The 15,059-nt window shown below is 60.2% G+C and carries 17 protein-coding genes; 8 read left to right on the top strand and 9 right to left on the bottom strand.

Annotation, left to right across the window (positions count from 1 at the left end):
- Positions 1 to 29: 29 nt before the first annotated feature.
- Positions 30 to 1,055, top strand: coding sequence for a class I fructose-bisphosphate aldolase (locus N5D22_RS01175; protein ID WP_003523197.1), 1,026 nt, complete (start codon positions 30 to 32; stop codon positions 1,053 to 1,055).
- 56 nt (positions 1,056 to 1,111) lie between these two features.
- Here N5D22_RS01175 and N5D22_RS01170 read toward each other — a convergent pair whose 3' ends face one another.
- Positions 1,112 to 1,267 carry a hypothetical protein gene (locus tag N5D22_RS01170; RefSeq protein WP_279655720.1) on the bottom strand — a complete coding sequence of 52 codons (156 nt, stop codon included), beginning with the start codon at positions 1,265 to 1,267 and terminating at the stop codon, positions 1,112 to 1,114.
- Positions 1,268 to 1,403: 136 nt separating this feature from the next.
- On the opposite strand from N5D22_RS01170, the gene N5D22_RS01165 reads away from it, so the two are divergent.
- The 3 genes from N5D22_RS01165 (at position 1,404) to N5D22_RS01155 (ending at position 3,799) form a co-directional block, all read left to right on the top strand.
- Complete coding sequence (locus N5D22_RS01165; RefSeq protein WP_279655719.1) at positions 1,404 to 2,693, top strand: MFS transporter; 1,290 nt, start codon at positions 1,404 to 1,406, stop codon at positions 2,691 to 2,693.
- Positions 2,690 to 2,881 (top strand): DUF1192 domain-containing protein, encoded by a 192-nt coding sequence (locus tag N5D22_RS01160; RefSeq protein WP_279655718.1) that lies wholly within the window; start codon positions 2,690 to 2,692, stop codon positions 2,879 to 2,881. The genes N5D22_RS01165 and N5D22_RS01160 overlap by 4 nt, the downstream gene beginning before the upstream one ends.
- 402 nt (positions 2,882 to 3,283) lie before the next feature.
- On the top strand, positions 3,284 to 3,799 hold the full coding sequence (locus N5D22_RS01155) for a DUF1465 family protein (RefSeq protein ID WP_279655717.1): 516 nt from the start codon (positions 3,284 to 3,286) through the stop codon (positions 3,797 to 3,799).
- Between the two features lie 153 nt (positions 3,800 to 3,952).
- On the opposite strand, the gene rpmE is transcribed toward N5D22_RS01155, so the two are convergent.
- Positions 3,953 to 4,174 (bottom strand): 50S ribosomal protein L31, encoded by a 222-nt coding sequence (rpmE, locus tag N5D22_RS01150; protein WP_003497640.1) that lies wholly within the window; start codon positions 4,172 to 4,174, stop codon positions 3,953 to 3,955.
- Between the two features lie 261 nt (positions 4,175 to 4,435).
- Between rpmE and N5D22_RS01145 the strand changes: the two genes are divergently transcribed.
- Positions 4,436 to 6,235, top strand: a complete 1,800-nt coding sequence (locus N5D22_RS01145) for an ABC transporter transmembrane domain-containing protein (protein ID WP_347881145.1) — start codon at positions 4,436 to 4,438, stop codon at positions 6,233 to 6,235.
- A gap of 1 nt (position 6,236) precedes the next feature.
- On the opposite strand, the gene N5D22_RS01140 is transcribed toward N5D22_RS01145, so the two are convergent.
- From N5D22_RS01140 to N5D22_RS01115, 6 genes are all read right to left on the bottom strand, one after another.
- Positions 6,237 to 7,883, bottom strand: coding sequence for an FAD-binding dehydrogenase (locus N5D22_RS01140; protein ID WP_279655715.1), 1,647 nt, complete (start codon positions 7,881 to 7,883; stop codon positions 6,237 to 6,239).
- An 89-nt stretch (positions 7,884 to 7,972) separates the two neighbouring features.
- Positions 7,973 to 9,004, bottom strand: coding sequence for a peptidoglycan -binding protein (locus N5D22_RS01135; protein ID WP_279655714.1), 1,032 nt, complete (start codon positions 9,002 to 9,004; stop codon positions 7,973 to 7,975).
- Positions 9,005 to 9,006: 2 nt separating this feature from the next.
- Positions 9,007 to 10,029 (bottom strand): flagellar motor protein MotA, encoded by a 1,023-nt coding sequence (locus tag N5D22_RS01130; protein ID WP_279655713.1) that lies wholly within the window; start codon positions 10,027 to 10,029, stop codon positions 9,007 to 9,009.
- Positions 10,030 to 10,230: 201 nt separating this feature from the next.
- Positions 10,231 to 11,031, bottom strand: a complete 801-nt coding sequence (locus tag N5D22_RS01125; protein WP_279655712.1) for an inositol monophosphatase family protein — start codon at positions 11,029 to 11,031, stop codon at positions 10,231 to 10,233.
- Positions 11,032 to 11,195: 164 nt separating this feature from the next.
- On the bottom strand, positions 11,196 to 12,296 hold the full coding sequence (locus N5D22_RS01120; protein ID WP_279655711.1) for a tetratricopeptide repeat protein: 1,101 nt from the start codon (positions 12,294 to 12,296) through the stop codon (positions 11,196 to 11,198).
- 8 nt (positions 12,297 to 12,304) lie between these two features.
- Positions 12,305 to 12,958 (bottom strand): thiamine phosphate synthase, encoded by a 654-nt coding sequence (locus N5D22_RS01115; protein ID WP_279655710.1) that lies wholly within the window; start codon positions 12,956 to 12,958, stop codon positions 12,305 to 12,307.
- 104 nt (positions 12,959 to 13,062) lie between these two features.
- Here N5D22_RS01115 and N5D22_RS01110 point away from each other — a divergent pair, with 104 nt between their 5' ends.
- Positions 13,063 to 13,827, top strand: a complete 765-nt coding sequence (locus tag N5D22_RS01110) for a sulfite exporter TauE/SafE family protein (protein WP_279655709.1) — start codon at positions 13,063 to 13,065, stop codon at positions 13,825 to 13,827.
- Between the two features lie 102 nt (positions 13,828 to 13,929).
- Here the strand turns inward: N5D22_RS01110 and N5D22_RS01105 are convergent, their stop codons facing one another.
- Entirely contained in the window at positions 13,930 to 14,106 is a 177-nt protein-coding gene (locus tag N5D22_RS01105; protein WP_003506164.1) for a DUF465 domain-containing protein, read from the bottom strand.
- Between the two features lie 233 nt (positions 14,107 to 14,339).
- Between N5D22_RS01105 and N5D22_RS01100 the strand changes: the two genes are divergently transcribed.
- Together N5D22_RS01100 and purE are read left to right on the top strand one after the other, a co-directional pair.
- Positions 14,340 to 14,543, top strand: a complete 204-nt coding sequence (locus tag N5D22_RS01100; protein WP_279655708.1) for a DUF465 domain-containing protein — start codon at positions 14,340 to 14,342, stop codon at positions 14,541 to 14,543.
- 47 nt (positions 14,544 to 14,590) lie between these two features.
- Positions 14,591 to 15,058 carry a 5-(carboxyamino)imidazole ribonucleotide mutase gene (purE, locus tag N5D22_RS01095; RefSeq protein ID WP_279655856.1) on the top strand — a complete coding sequence of 156 codons (468 nt, stop codon included), beginning with the start codon at positions 14,591 to 14,593 and terminating at the stop codon, positions 15,056 to 15,058.
- The last annotated feature ends 1 nt before the right edge of the window (position 15,059 follow it).

Here is a 15,059-nt window from a genome sequence, read left to right as displayed (position 1 = left end):
GAATTTATTGTGCCTTGGGAGAATAGCAAATGACCGAACGTCTCGAAGACATCGCAATCAAAATGGTCGCCGACGGCAAGGGCCTGCTCGCCGCCGACGAATCCACGGGAACGATCAAGAAGCGTTTCGACAGCATCAATCTGGAGTCCACCGAGACCGCCCGCCGCGATTACCGCGAGATGCTGTTCCGCTCCGACGACGCCATGAAGAAATACATCTCCGGCGTCATCCTCTACGAAGAGACCCTTTTCCAGAAGGCCGCCGACGGTACGCCTTTTGTTGATATCATCAAGGCGGCCGGCAGCCTGCCGGGCATCAAGGTGGATATCGGCGCCAAGCCGATGGCCTTCCATCCGCATGAATTCATCACCGAAGGCCTCGACGGTCTTTATGAGCGCCTGCGCAAGTATCATGAGGCCGGCGCCCGTTTTGCCAAATGGCGCGGCGTCATCACGATCGGTGAACAGCGTCCGAGCTGGGGTTCGATCAAGGCAAACTCCCAGTCGCTCGCCCGTTACGCCGCTCTCTGCCAGCAGGCGGATATCGTGCCGATCGTGGAACCCGAAGTTCTCATGGACGGCGAGCCGGGTACACATGACATCGACCGCTGTGCGGAAGTCACGCAGTGGGTTCTCCAGACCGTCTTCGCCGACCTGTTCGACGCCCGCGTCAACCTTGAAGGCATGATCCTCAAGCCGAACATGATCATCGATGGCAAGAAAGCCCGCAAGGCTTCCGTCGAGGAAGTGGCGGAAAAGACCGTCAAGGTTCTGAAGGCGACCGTGCCTTCCGCCGTGCCGGGCATCGCCTTCCTTTCCGGCGGCCAGTCCTCGGAAGAGGCAACCGCACATCTCTCCGCCATGAATGCCGGTTACGACCTGCCCTGGTCCCTGACCTACTCGTACGGCCGCGCCCTTCAGGACACCGCTCTCAAGACCTGGGGCGGCAAGCAGGAGAATGTCGCCGCCGGCCAGCGCGCCTTCACGCATCGCGCCGCCATGAACAGCCTTGCCGCCAAGGGCAACTGGAAACAGGAACTCGAAAAGGCCGCCTGAGGCTTTTGTCGCTGACATGCAATAAACGGAAGCCGCCCCATGGGGCGGCTTTTTCATTACGGGCGCAAGAGCAGCGTCGCCGACCAGATGACAAAGGCAGCAACCGCAATCTTCCAGCAATCGCTTCTTTTCTTGAGACCCGGCAGGCCAACCGGCCGGATGATCTGGACCACCATGGCCAGCAGTAAAAAAAGGCCGATCGCCTTCGTCATTTATTGAGCCTTTTCTTTATTTCTGCATCGTCACAGGCTGGACATTTTTACCGTTCACCAGAAGAGTGCAACTCATTCGGGTAATGCCCTTCCATGGCCTGTCCGACCGACCGTCCGAACGCATGAGAGTGTTTTCATGAGCAGAAATCTTCTACCCGTATTCGCTCTTTTATCCAGCACTCTGTTTCTTTTTCTCGGCAACGGCCTTCAGGGCCTCATCCTGCCGGTGCGCGGTTCGGCGGAAGGCTACTCCAATGAAATTCTTGGTTTTCTGGGCACCTCCTGGGCGGCGGGCTTCGTTGTCGGCTGCTTCGTCGCGCCTGCCATCGTGCGCCGCGCCGGGCATGTGCGGGCATTCGGCTCCTTCGTGGCGCTGGTGTGCCTGACGGTGCTGATGACCGGCCTCATCATCGACGACACCTCATGGATCGCGCTGCGCGCGCTTACCGGCTTCTGCACAGCAGGCACCTCGATGATCATTGAAAGCTGGCTGAACGAACGCGCCACCAATGAAAGCCGTGGCATGATCTTCTCGCTCTATATCGCCATCACGCTGCTCGGCGTCGTGGCGGGGCAGATGATCGTGCCGATGGGGGATATCAGCAATACCTCGCTGTTCATGATCTGCGGCATCATCTATTGCATCGCCATTCTGCCGGCGACGCTTTCCAAGGCGGCCAGCCCGCAGCCTCTGCAGAAGGTGAAGCTGGACCTGCCGGCCCTGTACCGCAATTCACCGGTTTCCTTTGTCGGCATCCTGATGATCGGCATCGCCAACGGCGCGTATGGTACGCTCGGCGCCGTCTTCGGCGCCAGGGCGGGTCTTGACCCCACCATGATCGCCATCATGGTATCGGTCACGATCTTCGTCGGGGCGCTGGCGCAGTTTCCGGCAGGCCGGCTTTCAGACCGGATAGACCGCCGTTATGTGCTGGCCGGTCTGGCCGGGCTCGGCGCAGTGGCCGGCCTGGCGGTCGCCGTGGTGCAACCGCATGACGTCTATGTGCTGATTTTCATGATCGCCATTTATGGCGCCGCCGCTAACGCGCTTTATCCCATCGCCGTTGCCCATGCCAACGACTTTGCCGCCTCGGAAGACTTCGTCAAGGTCTCGGGCGGCCTGCTGCTGCTTTACGGCATCGGCACCATTATCGGCCCGACGCTCGGCGGCGCGATCATGACCCATTTCGGCCCCTATGCGCTGTTTCTGGTGACGGCCGTGGCCCATCTGCTCATCACCGCCTATGCCATTATCCGAAGCCGCCGGCGCGCTGCGCTTTCGACCGAGGAAAAGGACAATTTCTCGACCATGATGCCAACGACGCCCTCACCGCTTGTCACGCCGGAAAGTATTGCGCTTGACCCTCGCGCGCCGCAATATTCCGAGGACGATGGCGACTATGTGGAAAAAGGAGCAGGCATATGAGCCTCTTTGACGATGACCGCCCGCAAAAGCCGGTGGCCCACGAGATCGGCGGCGATCTCAGCCTTCTTTCGGTCGACGAGTTGAGCAGCCGCATCGATCTCCTGAAAGCGGAAATCGCGCGACTCGACGAGGAGAGGAAACGGAAATCCGCTGGAAGGCTGGCGGCGGAGAATCTTTTCCGGTCCTGACGCGTATTCCAGAATAGATACGGGGCTACGGTTCTGCTGTCACGATCTGCGGCGCATCGGCGTCTGGAAATAAATATTCCGGGGCAGTCTTTCGTTTACCATTAACCAAAAATTAAGCTTTCTGAGAGATTACTATACGTGTCCAGTTCTTCTGGACCTCAGGCATCTTCTCCATACGGCGAATTGGTCTGATTTTTCTCCCTGTTTTACCTTGAGAGCCGCTTTCGCGGCTCTTTTTTTGCCGCGTGCGGAATTCCCTAAAACTGTGGGTATTAACCCTTCTTTAATAATTGCCTTGCGCATTTCGGGTAAAGATACCATCCTGAAAACACTGAAGGCCGGAACAAAATATCCGGGTCGTCGTTGCCTGACAGTGTGGTGCGTGAGCAGGGATTTAAAGAAATGTCGGAACAGGTTTTAAATACCATAAGCTTTGCGGGCCGCGCGGCTTCGTCCAACCAGTTCAAGACCCTCTATACCGAAGGCATGACGCTGGTTGAGGAAACGGCAAGCTATCTCGATGGCGCCGGCCGCACCGCCTCAAAGGTTCTGCCGCGCATGGCGTCAGTCCTTTATGCGGCAGAATCGATGCGCCTCACCACCCGTCTGATGCAGATGGCCTCCTGGCTGCTGCTGCAGCGCGCTGTCAACAATGGCGAAATGACGCGCGATCAGGTTCTGAGCGAAAAGAACAAGGTTCGTCTCGACAGCTTCAACGTCGACCGTAACGCGCCTGGCTGGAACGATCTGCCGGAATCCTTCCGTGATCTCATCGAACGGTCCTTGCGCCTGCAGAACCGCATCGCCCTACTCGACCGCGAAATCTATCGCCCGTCCGAAGCCGCCAAGGTGCCGGACAATGAAAACAGCGTACAGGCGCAGCTCAACCTGCTGCGGACGGCTTTCTCGATCAACTGAGAAAAGACGACTTTATCCGGACAATTTGAAAAGCAGGCCCATTGGCCTGCTTTTTTGTTTTGGCCGATACGGCCACATGGAAGGCAGCAAAAGCAGGCAACAAAAAAGCCCGGCAAAACCGGGCTTTTTTTAAACGATCCGTCCGCAAGAGGATCAGAGGCCGAGGCCGCCGAAACGCTTGTTGAACTTGGAAACGCGACCACCACGGTCCATAAGCTGCTGGTTGCCGCCCGTCCATGCCGGATGGGACTTGGGGTCGATTTCAAGGTTCATGACGGCGCCTTCCGAACCCCAGGTAGAGCGGGTTTCGTATTCGGTGCCATCGGTCATGACCACCTTGATCGTGTGATAATCGGGATGGATATCAGCCTTCATGACAATCTTCCTGGTTAAGTGACGTGCGGTCCATTTGCCGCAATTGCGTCAACTGAGCCATTTCAATAAATGAAGCCATAGACCAGATGGGCTATGGCTTCCCAATTCGATGCGGAGCCTATACATGAAGGTCGCCCAGATAACAAGAGCCTGCTATCCCCTTGTGAAGGGAGATGGCCAAAGGGGCGGGAATTTTACCGTACACCGGAAATTCACCCGCAAAAGGCCCAAAAACGGCAGGGAATGAGGAGCATAGAGGACGTGGCAGATATAGAAGCGCAGAAAGCGGCAAAACAGAGAAGCCTGAAGCCGCTTCTTGGCCTTTTTCCCTATCTAAAACGATATCGCGGCCTGATGGCGGCGGCCGTTTTTGCGCTTGTGCTCTCCTCTGCCACAACTCTTGCACTGCCGCTTGCCGTTCGCCGTATCATCGACCACGGTTTTGAAACGCCGGATGGCGGCATGATCAACAGCTATTTCGCCATGCTCCTGGCGATTGCCGTCGTCCTCGCGCTCGCCAGCGCCATGCGTTATTATTATGTCATGACCATCGGCGAAAGGGTCGTCGCCGATCTGCGTCGCGATGTCTTTGCCCATCTTACCACCCTGTCTCAGCAGTTTTTCGATGCCAACCGCTCCGGAGAACTGACTTCGCGGCTGACCGCCGATACGGTTCAGATCCGTTCCGCCTTTGGATCCTCCGCCTCCGTGGCGCTGCGCAACATCATCATGTGCTGCGGTGCTGTGGCTATGATGATCTATACCAGCCCCGGCCTTTCCGGCCTTGCGCTGCTTGCGATTCCCTTCATCGTTTTTCCGCTGATCGCCTTCGGGCGGTCCGTTCGCGCCCGCTCGCGCACCACGCAGGACACATTGGCCAATTCCGCCGCCTATGCTTCCGAGACGATCGCGGCGAGCCGCACCGTGCAGTCCTTTAATGCCGAAGCATTGGCGAATGCCCGTTACGGCGCCTCCGTGGAAGCCGCCTATCAGGGCGCGCGCGCCGCAATCGGCGCCCGTTCCATCCTCACCGCCGTCGCCATCGCGCTGGTCTTCGGCAGCGTCGTCGGCATCCTCTGGTATGGCGCGCAGAGCGTTCTGTCTGGCAGCATGACTGCGGGTACGCTCGGGCAGTTCGTGCTTTACTCCGTCATCGCCGCAAGCGGCCTCGGCCAGCTTTCCGAAGTCTGGGGCGAACTGGCCCAGGCGGGCGGCGCGGCCGAACGGCTTTCCGAACTGCTGAATGAACACTCGCCCGTGGCGGAACCCACTGCTCCCATCCCCCTGCCGCAGCCGCCGCGCGGCGAGGCGGAATTCGACAATGTCGATTTCATCTATCCGCTCGCAGCCGGGCGGCCGATTGTCTACGGCCTTTCCTTCAAGATCGCCGCCGGCGAAACCGTCGCCATCGTCGGGCCTTCCGGTGCGGGCAAGAGCACGGTCTTTTCGCTGCTGATGCGCTTTTACGATCCGCAGCAGGGCCGCATCACCATCGATGGCGTGGATATCCGCGACGTCGCCCTTGCCGATCTGCGCGCGCGCCTGTCCATCGTTCCGCAGGATGTGGCGATATTCGCCTCCTCCATTCATGACAATATCGCCTTTGGACGGCCTGACGCGACGCGCGAGGAAGTGCGCACCGCCGCCATCGCCGCACAGGCGGACAGCTTCATCGAACGTCTCACCGGCGGATATGATACGCAGGTGGGTGAACGCGGCGTGACGCTTTCCGGCGGCCAGCGCCAGCGCATCGCCATTGCCCGCGCCATCCTGCGCAATGCGCCAATCCTGCTGCTGGACGAAGCCACCTCGGCGCTCGATGCGGAAAGCGAAACGCTGGTACAGAAGGCTCTCGACGAGCTGATGAAAACCCGCACCACCATCGTCATCGCCCATCGCCTTGCCACCGTGTTGAAGGCCGACCGCATTCTGGTGATGGATGAGGGCCGCATCATCGAAGAGGGCACGCACCAGAGCCTCATTCGCCAGAATGGCCTTTATGCGCGGCTTGCCCGGCTGCAATTCCAGACCGGGCCGGACGAATTGCGCGCCCAAGCCTAGATCACGCCAGCACCTTGCGCCCCGCAACGCGGCCTGAAAACAGGCAGCCGCCAAGGAACGTGCCCTCCAGCGCATTATAGCCATGCATGCCGCCGCCGCCGAAACCCGCCACTTCGCCGGCGGCATAAAGGCCCGGCACCGGCGCGCCGGCAACATCCAGCACCCGCGCCTCAAGATCGGTGCGAAGGCCGCCAAGCGTCTTGCGCGTCAGCACATGCAGGCGCACGGCAATCAACGGCCCCATTGCCGGATCGAGCAAGCGGTGTGGTTTTGCCGTCCGCATCAGCCGATCACCGAGATAACGGCGCGCGCCGTGGATGGCCGTTACCTGCGCATCCTTGCTGAAACCGTTTTCGATTTCGCGGTCGCGAGCCTCTATCTGCCGGCGGATATGGTCTATATGCAGCCGGTCGTCGCCGCTGATGGCATTCATCGCTGCCACCAGTTCTTCCAGCGTATCCCGAACGGCAAAATCTTCGCCGCGCTCCATGAAGGCACGTACCGGTCCCGGCGGTTCCTTGCCCAGCCGTTTGAGCAGCAGCCTTATATCCTTGCCGGTCAGATCAGGATTCTGCTCCGAGCCTGAAAGCGCAAATTCCTTTTTGATGATCGCCTTGGTCAAAATGAACCAGCTATGGCCGCTGCCGCGTTCGCCCAGCATTTTCAGCGTGCCGAGCGTATCGAAACCCGGCATGGCGGGAGCGGCAAGGCGGTTTCCATCCGCATCGCACCAGAAGGACGAGGGACCGGGCAGGATGCGGATACCGTGACCCGGCCAGATCGGATCGTGGTTCTTCACGCCCTCGGTATAATGCCACATGCGGTCACGGTTGATGACGGCTCCGCCGGCGGTTTCCGTAATGGCAATCATGCGGCCATCCACATGCGCGGGAACACCGCAGACCATGCTGGCAGGAGGCTGGCCCAGCCGCTCCACCGGCCAGTTGCGCCGCACCAGTTCCTGATTGCCGCCGATGCCGCCGGAACTGACGATGACCGCCGCAGCGGCGAAGATAAAATCGCCCTGCGCTTCCCGGCTGCTCTCCTGCCCGCGTTGCACGGAGTCGGGTGTAAGAACAGCGCCTGAAACACCGGTCACCCGGCCGTCGGCGGTCTCCAGACGATCAACCCGGTGGCGAAAGTGAAAGGTCAGCCGGCCAGTTGCCGCCATGGCCTTCGCCTTTTTTACGAAAGGTGCAAGTACGCCCGGACCTGTGCCCCACGTGACATGGAAACGCGGCACGGAATTGCCATGACCATCGGCGAGGCTGCCACCGCGCTCGGCCCAGCCGACCACGGGAAACCAGCGCATGCCCATGCGGTGCAGCCATTCACGTTTCTCACCGGCAGCAAAATCGAGATAGGCCTCCGCCCAGCGGCGCGGCCAATAATCCTCCAAGCGGTCGAAACCGGCCGAACCGAACCAGTCCTGTCTTGCAAGATCGAGACTGTCTCGCACCCGCATCCGGCGCTGTTCAGGACTATCGACGAAAAACAGTCCACCCAGCGACCAGAAGGCCTGCCCCCCCAGATTCTGCTCGCCCTCCTGATCCACGACGCAGACGCTGAGACCCCGCTCAGCCGCCTCGGTTGCCGCCACCAGCCCGGCAAGCCCCGCGCCGACCACGATCACATCATAGCCTTCCATCAGCCCCTCCCAGATATGACAGAATTACTTTTACGCAAACGTAAATTTACTTTCGCCAGAAGGCAACCGCCCTGGTGGCGTTCGCTATTTCAGCGCTCGGTGAGCTTGAGTTCGATACGGCGGTTCTGCTGCCGCGCTTCCGGTGAGTCACCTTCGGCAATCGGCTGATATTCGCCGAAACCGGCCGCAACCAGCCGGTTTGCTGGCACGCCCTTGGAAATCAGGAATTTCACCACCGATGTGGCGCGGGCGGAGGAAAGCTCCCAATTGTCCCGGTAACGGCCGGAACCGGAAAGCTGGACATTGTCCGTATGGCCATCGACGCGCAGGACCCAGTTGATCTCCGCCGGAATTTCCCTGGCGAGATCAAGCAGCGCGACCGCCAGTTTCTCCATCTCCGCCTGCCCCGCCGGATTGAGTTCGTTACCACCGGAAGGAAAGAGCACTTCGGACTGGAAGACGAAACGGTCGCCGACGATGCGGATATTTTCACGATCCGACAGGATTTCGCGCAGCCGGCCGAAGAAATCAGAGCGATAACGGTTCAGTTCCTGAACCCGCTGCGCCAAGGCGACATTGAGGCGGCGGCCGAGATCGGCGATCTTGACCTGCGACGAGGCATCCTTGGCTTCCGACGCTTGCAGGGCGGCTTCCACAGAGGCGATCTGCGCCCTCAGCGCGGCAATCTGCTGGTTGAGCAATTCGATCTGTGCGGAGGCACGGGAATTGGCCTGTCGCTGTTCGTCCAGTTCACCGGTCAGGCTGCCAATTCGGGCATTGGCATTCGCATTGCTGCCCGATCCCGCATCGAGAAGCGCCTGCAGACGCGAGCGCTCGTTTTCCGAGGCTGCAAGCGTCGATTGAAGGCTCGCGAGCGCGTCCTCGATATCCTGCTTGTTGCCTTTTTCCATGGCCAGAAGTTCGGTCAGTTCGGCGATCTGGCTGTTGAGACGTGTCAACACCTCATCCTTACCGGTGATTTCCCGCGACAGAACGAATTGCGCCAGCACGAAGACCGTGAGCAGAAACATGATGGCCATGAGCAGCGTCGACAGCGCGTCGACGAAACCCGGCCAATAGTCCACACCCCTGTCGCGGCGGCGATTGCGCGCAAGCGCCATGGCTACTCGCTCCCGTTATCGTGCCGGGTGCGGCCAGAAGACTTCGTGTCGCTGTCGATCCGCGCCGACAGCCGGTCGAGCGTGCGGCGGAGCGATTTCGACTCCTCCTGTTGCGCTTCGATCCAGTCTCGCAACATCTGTTGTTCGCTGCGCATGTTCTTGACCAGGCCCTGAATGCCTTCGGCAAGGCTGGTCATGGCCGCAAGCGAGCGCTCGGTGCTGACCACGGCGCCGGGTTCGGCGGCCTTGAACTCTCTCGGCCCCTCCGCCGATGTATCCGTCACCGACGACAGCCAGTTTTCAAGCTGTGTATAGAAGCGGTTCTGGGCGCGGCCAGCCTGAAGATCGAGAAAACCGAGGATCAGCGAGCCCGAAAGACCGAGCAGCGACGAGGAAAAGGCCGTTCCCATGCCCGCCAGCGGCGCAGTCAGGCCGGTTTTGAGGGAGCCGAGAATATCGTTGCTGTCGCCGGCGCTCGGATCGAGCGACTGGATGACATTGCTGATGGCGCCGATAGTGCCGATCAGACCCCAGAAGGTGCCGAGCAGGCCGAGAAACACCAGCAGGCCGACGAGATAACGCGATGTGTCACGTGTTTCGTCGAGGCGCGTCGCGATGGAATCGAGAATCGTCCGCTGGGTGACGGCAGAAAGCCGGACTTCGCCGCGCTTGCCGATCAGCGTGCTCATCGGGGCGAGCAGTTTCGGGGCGCGCCCCACCTTTTCGACGCTGCCGGCAGCGCGGAAGGCATTGAACCAGCGGACTTCGGAGCGCAGGCTCATGGTCTGGGTAAAGACCAGAATGATGCCGATGGCGAGCACGCCGAGAATGAAGCCGTTCAGTCCCGGATTGGTCATGAAGGCGGTATGGGCCTGCCGGTAAAGAATGGCCGCCAGAAAGCCCACGAGGATCAGAAACAGAACCATCGTCCAGAGAAACGGTGTGGGGCTGGACAGCTTGTGGCTGTATTGCCGTGTGGTCACCGGTTTCTCGACGCCAAGATCGAGCAGCTCCGAATCCGCCATAACGTTCGCATTCCCTCTGGTCAGCTATCCAGCGGAAGCTATTTGAAAATTGCGACGATTTGAAGCGAAAAGCCGGTCTTTCGTCACAGGCGTTTCACGAAAACAGCCTGAAACCGGATGACGGAAAACAAAAACACCCGGCGAATATTCGCCGGGCGTCTAAAACTTGCAGAAAACGGCAGGTTTTCCGCCGAAAACCAATCAGCGGCCCGGAATGGGACGGTTGGCGACCTCAACGAGCGCCTTGTGGATATATTCATTGCCGGCAGCGACGGAGCTGCTGCCGAAGATATCCGTGCCGCCCTTGATGTCGGAGGCGAAACCGCCGGCTTCACGAATCAGCACCAGACCGGCCGCCATATCCCAGGGCGAAAGATCGGCCTCCCAGAAACCGTCGAGACGGCCAGCGGCGACATAAGCCAGATCGAGCGAAGCCGCACCCATGCGGCGGATGCCTGCCGCCTCACCCATGACGTGGCGAAGCTCCACCAGGAACTTGCCGTGATTGCCGCGACCGAGATGCGGCACGCCGCAACCGATGACGCAATCGGTCAGCACCTTACGCGCGGCGACGCGGATGCGACGATCGTTGAGGAACGCGCCGCCGCCGCGCTCGGCAGTGTAGAGTTCGTCGGTGGCCGGATTGAAGATCACGCCGGCGACGACTTCACCGTTACGCTCGAGCGCGATGGAAACCGCGAAATGCGGAATGCCGTGCAGGAAGTTGGTGGTGCCATCAAGCGGATCGACGATCCAGCGATGCGCGCCATCGCTACCCTTTTCCTCGCCGCCTTCCTCACCCAGGAAGTCGTAGGTCGGGCGGGCCTTCATCAGTTCGTCGCGCACGATCTTCTCGGCTTTCAGGTCCGCCTGCGAGACGAAATCGCTCGGTCCCTTGACCGAGACCTGAAGGTTCTGCACTTCACCGAAGTCACGCGACAAAGACTTACCCGCCTTGATGGCGGCCTGAACCATGACATTGAGAAGGGCTGAACGGGCCATCGATGTTGTTTCCTGGAAAGCTTGCGAACCGCCCGGAAGCTCACCGGGCAGGCACGTCATTATTTTCTTGAATTGAAAGTTTGCGGTTCAAGACCACAAAACGCGCGGAAATTCAAGGCAAAAAGCCTGGAGGCTCGCGTCAACATGGGAAGGCCCGCCTTCCATCACGTCGGGCGGAAACGATTTGCGGCCTCGATCGCCTTCTTCTGCTGCTCGTCGGTGATGCCGAGATAAAAATCCTCCAGAGACGGATCCTTCAGCCCGGCGCGGCGGGAAAGCACATACCATTTGGCCGCTTCGACCGGATCCGGCCGGGTGCCGAGCGCCTGAATGTAAAGATGCGCCACCTTGTTCTGCGCCACGACATTGCCGCGCTGCGCCGCACCGTAGAGCCAGCGGAAGCCCTCATCCAGATTGCGCTCACCGCCGAAACCATTGACCAGCCAGATGCCGAGATCGACCTGCGCGGTATCGTAACCCGCCTTAGCGGCCCGTGTCAGCCAGTCCCGCGCCTTTGCCTTCTTTTCGGCCGGCACATCCTTGAGCGACCAGTAAATCTGCGACACGGCATATTGCGCATCGGCAATGCCCTGTTCAGCGGATTTCTCATAGAACGGCAAAGCCATCAAAAGACCCTTGGCGCCGGGATTTTCCGAAACCAGTATCTGGCCCCAGTTGAACTGGGCAGAGGCGTTGCCGGCTTCCGCCGCGCGCCGCATGAAATCGTCGGCCTTGACCTTGTCGCGGGTGACGAATTTGCCTTCCATCAGGATCAGGGCAAACTTGAACATGGCGACGGGATCGCCGCCCTGGGCCGCCTGCTGGTACCAGAAAGCGGCGGTCTTCTCGTCACGGGCAATGCCCAGACCGCGCGACATCATTTCCGCCACCAGCGTCTGAGCGGGCGCATCGCCATCCTGCGCGCGGGTCAGCGCCTTGTCGAGCGCCTGCACATATTCGCCACGCTGGAAATGGCCATAGGCCTCGTCCACCCGGCCCTTGAATTCCTTTTCGGGCGGCAGGGCCGGCAGCTCCGCGCCCATGCGCTGATAGACGTTCACGCCCGCAGAAGGCTGCAGGTCTTTCTGCTCTTCGGATTGCACCCTGCCCTGACGGCTCGGCTGAGCCTCATTTTCCAGCTGGCGGGACAGCGCATTGCTTTCGCTCTGCGGCCCGGACTGGGCAAAAGCGACACCCGCCGGCGCGCCGAAAGCGAGCGCCAGCAGCGAAAAGGAAAGGCAAAGGTGAACCGCGCGCATGATCATCGCCTGTATCAACCGTCAAACCGTGGCGCTTTTTCGTCAAGCAGGGCGTTGATTTCAGAAACGGCCTGGGCAGCGCCACTGGCGTTATCGAAAACACCGCTGCGCATCGCCACGAACTCCACACCGGTTTCGGCCACGGCAACCACCGAGGACACATCGGTACCACCCATGACGATCGCCGGGATTTCGATCATCGAGGCCCACCACTCGCCGAGCGCCAGGTTTTTGGGGTGCGCTTCCGGCTTGATGTCGCCTTCGAGTTTTCCGAAAAACACATAATCCGGATTGGCCTCGCCCTGCTCCAGCGCCTTGTGACGGTCATCCGCATTGCCGCCGCCGACGATGAGCTTCGGCGTGAATTTTTCCACGGCCTCGGCAAGCGCCTCGCCATTGCCAACCACATGCAGGCCATCCGCCTTCACGCGACCGGCAACGCGGCTGTCACCGGCGATGAGCGCTGCCGCACCTGCCTTCTGGACGAGGGGGACGATCAGTTCGGCGCGTTTCTGGAAAGCGGCGTCATCAAGACCGTATTGCGGAATGATGACCGAAGCGACATCGCCGCCCCGCAGCGCTTCTTCCACATCTGTCGCCTGCTTTTGCGCATCGTCCATTTGCGGAACGATCAGGACAAGGCGGCAACGGTCTTCAACAATGCTCATCGTTTCGTCCATTTCAGGCAGAAGACGCTTCGCGCGCGATCTGCACTCGTTTTCATATGACAAATCCGATAAACCGGACCGGCGAAAGGATCAACCGTCCATCCATGCTCACCGATTTTCATTTTTATCTCGTCGCCATTCCCGCAGTCGTGCTCGTCGGCCTTTCCAAGGGAGGGCTGGGCGGCGCTCTGGCCCTGATGGGCGTGCCGCTGATGGCGCTTGCGGTTTCGCCCGTGCAGGCGGCGGCCATCTTCCTGCCGATCCTGATCGTCATGGATATCGTGGCGCTTTTTGCCTGGCGACACTACAACCACCGGGAAACGCTGCTCATCATGCTGCCGGGTGCAATCGCCGGCATCGCGCTGGGCTGGGCGACCTCGAGCCTCATTTCCGCGGACGCCATGCGCCTTGTCGTCGCCTCTGTCACGATCCTGTTCGTGCTGCGTTATTTCTATGAGAGCTTCAAAAGCCGCAAGGGCCAGGAAATTCCGGCCAAGCCGCAAAGACCGGTGGCTGCGACCCTCTGGTCCAGCCTGTCGGGTTATGCGAGTTTCGTGGCCCATGCGGGCGGTCCGCCCTTCCATATCTATGTTCTGCCGCTGAAGCTCGATCCAAAGACCTATACCGGCATGAGCGTACGCTTCTTCGCCATCATGAATGCGATCAAGCTCATTCCCTATTTCGCGCTCGGCGCACTTGATGCCACCAACCTCAAGACATCGGCGAGCCTGCTGCCTGTGGCCATGGTGGCGACGCTTGCAGGCGCCAGGGTGGTGAAATATCTGAAACCATCCGTGTTTTACCCGCTCATGTACGCCATGGCGCTGATTGCCGCGCTGAAACTGCTATGGGACGGGCTGCCGTTCTGAACCGGGCAATAAAAAGCTCTGGCAGCAGGTTTTCGCCGCCAGAGCTCGAAAGGCTCAGACCGCCAGCCCCTCATTCATCGAGGGCCGGCGGCCTGGCATAAATCAGTGTCTTGTCGAGGCTTTCAGCCTCTGCAGTTCATCCTTCAGGCGCAGTTTTCGACGTTTAAGGTCCGCGATCTCTCTATCGTCAGACGACGGGGAAGCAAGAATACTTTCGAGCTCCTCCTCCAGAGCACCGTGTTTCTTTTCGAGCGATGCAATATGAGCCTGAATGGTCATGCGGCACGTCCTTCCTTTTTGAACCTACCTCCAGCTCTCCATCGCTGGAGTTTCAGGTTTGCGACGACAATGTGACACGGATCGCGCCGCTTGTCGAAGGCGAAATGAAGGCAATAAGTGGGCAATTTGGTCGCAAGGGATAACTTCCCGTTACCGCGATTTGATGATAGAGGCTCGTGAACGATCACATACGCGCCGGAGCCGATCCGGCGGCATAAAATGGGGATGACGAGATGGCCGATCAGGACCAGGCGGACATCAGGCTCACGCTGGCGCGGTTGCGCCAGGAGCATGAGGATTATGACGCGGCGATCAACGCGATGATCCAGACCAGCTGCGATGCGCTGCGAATACAGCGCATGAAAAAGAAGAAGCTGGCCGTCAAGGACAAGATGACCCAGCTGGAAGACCAGGTCATCCCCGATATCATCGCCTAAGCCGGAGAAGCCAAGTGACAGCAGAAACGCCCCCCGTCGCCATCATCATGGGCAGCCAGTCCGACTGGGAGACCATGAAGAACGCCGCCGATACGCTGGATGCGCTGGATGTGGAATATGAAGCCCGTATCATTTCCGCTCACCGCACCCCGGACAGGCTTTATGATTTCGCCAATGGCGCGAAGGACGAAGGCTTCAAGGTCATCATCGCCGGGGCCGGCGGCGCCGCCCATCTGCCGGGCATGACGGCTGCGATGACGCCGCTGCCGGTCTTCGGCGTTCCGGTGCAGTCCAAAACGATGTCGGGTCAGGACAGCCTCTATTCCATCGTGCAGATGCCCGCCGGCATTCCCGTCGGCACGCTCGCCATCGGCAAGGCCGGTGCGGTCAATGCGGCCCTTCTCGCCGCCGCGGTTCTGGCGCTGAGCGACGAGGACCTCGCCGACCGGCTGGATGCCTGGCGCGCGCGCCAGTCGGCCGCCGTCGCGGAATATCCCATGGACAGTGCCCAGTGAC

Origin of the sequence: Agrobacterium sp. GD03872, assembly GCF_029840625.1 — a bacterium.
Classification (GTDB): Bacteria; Pseudomonadota; Alphaproteobacteria; order Rhizobiales; family Rhizobiaceae; genus Agrobacterium; species Agrobacterium fabrum_A.
The sequence above is the reverse complement of the archived record's forward strand: the minus strand, read 5'-3'. Positions and strand labels throughout refer to the sequence as shown.

What these genes read in the sequence shown, in the direction of transcription:
- N5D22_RS01175 (WP_003523197.1), top strand. Translation starts at nt 30, where the DNA reads ATGACCGAACGTCTCGAAGACATCGCAATCAAAATGGTCGCCGACGGC.
- N5D22_RS01170 (WP_279655720.1), bottom strand. Translation starts at nt 1,267, where the DNA reads ATGACGAAGGCGATCGGCCTTTTTTTACTGCTGGCCATGGTGGTCCAG.
- N5D22_RS01165 (WP_279655719.1), top strand. Translation starts at nt 1,404, where the DNA reads ATGAGCAGAAATCTTCTACCCGTATTCGCTCTTTTATCCAGCACTCTG.
- N5D22_RS01160 (WP_279655718.1), top strand. Translation starts at nt 2,690, where the DNA reads ATGAGCCTCTTTGACGATGACCGCCCGCAAAAGCCGGTGGCCCACGAG.
- N5D22_RS01155 (WP_279655717.1), top strand. Translation starts at nt 3,284, where the DNA reads ATGTCGGAACAGGTTTTAAATACCATAAGCTTTGCGGGCCGCGCGGCT.
- rpmE (WP_003497640.1), bottom strand. Translation starts at nt 4,174, where the DNA reads ATGAAGGCTGATATCCATCCCGATTATCACACGATCAAGGTGGTCATG.
- N5D22_RS01140 (WP_279655715.1), bottom strand. Translation starts at nt 7,883, where the DNA reads ATGGAAGGCTATGATGTGATCGTGGTCGGCGCGGGGCTTGCCGGGCTG.
- N5D22_RS01135 (WP_279655714.1), bottom strand. Translation starts at nt 9,004, where the DNA reads ATGGCGCTTGCGCGCAATCGCCGCCGCGACAGGGGTGTGGACTATTGG.
- N5D22_RS01130 (WP_279655713.1), bottom strand. Translation starts at nt 10,029, where the DNA reads ATGGCGGATTCGGAGCTGCTCGATCTTGGCGTCGAGAAACCGGTGACC.
- N5D22_RS01125 (WP_279655712.1), bottom strand. Translation starts at nt 11,031, where the DNA reads ATGGCCCGTTCAGCCCTTCTCAATGTCATGGTTCAGGCCGCCATCAAG.
- N5D22_RS01120 (WP_279655711.1), bottom strand. Translation starts at nt 12,296, where the DNA reads ATGATCATGCGCGCGGTTCACCTTTGCCTTTCCTTTTCGCTGCTGGCG.
- N5D22_RS01115 (WP_279655710.1), bottom strand. Translation starts at nt 12,958, where the DNA reads ATGAGCATTGTTGAAGACCGTTGCCGCCTTGTCCTGATCGTTCCGCAA.
- N5D22_RS01110 (WP_279655709.1), top strand. Translation starts at nt 13,063, where the DNA reads ATGCTCACCGATTTTCATTTTTATCTCGTCGCCATTCCCGCAGTCGTG.
- N5D22_RS01105 (WP_003506164.1), bottom strand. Translation starts at nt 14,106, where the DNA reads ATGACCATTCAGGCTCATATTGCATCGCTCGAAAAGAAACACGGTGCT.
- N5D22_RS01100 (WP_279655708.1), top strand. Translation starts at nt 14,340, where the DNA reads ATGGCCGATCAGGACCAGGCGGACATCAGGCTCACGCTGGCGCGGTTG.
- purE (WP_279655856.1), top strand. Translation starts at nt 14,591, where the DNA reads ATGGGCAGCCAGTCCGACTGGGAGACCATGAAGAACGCCGCCGATACG.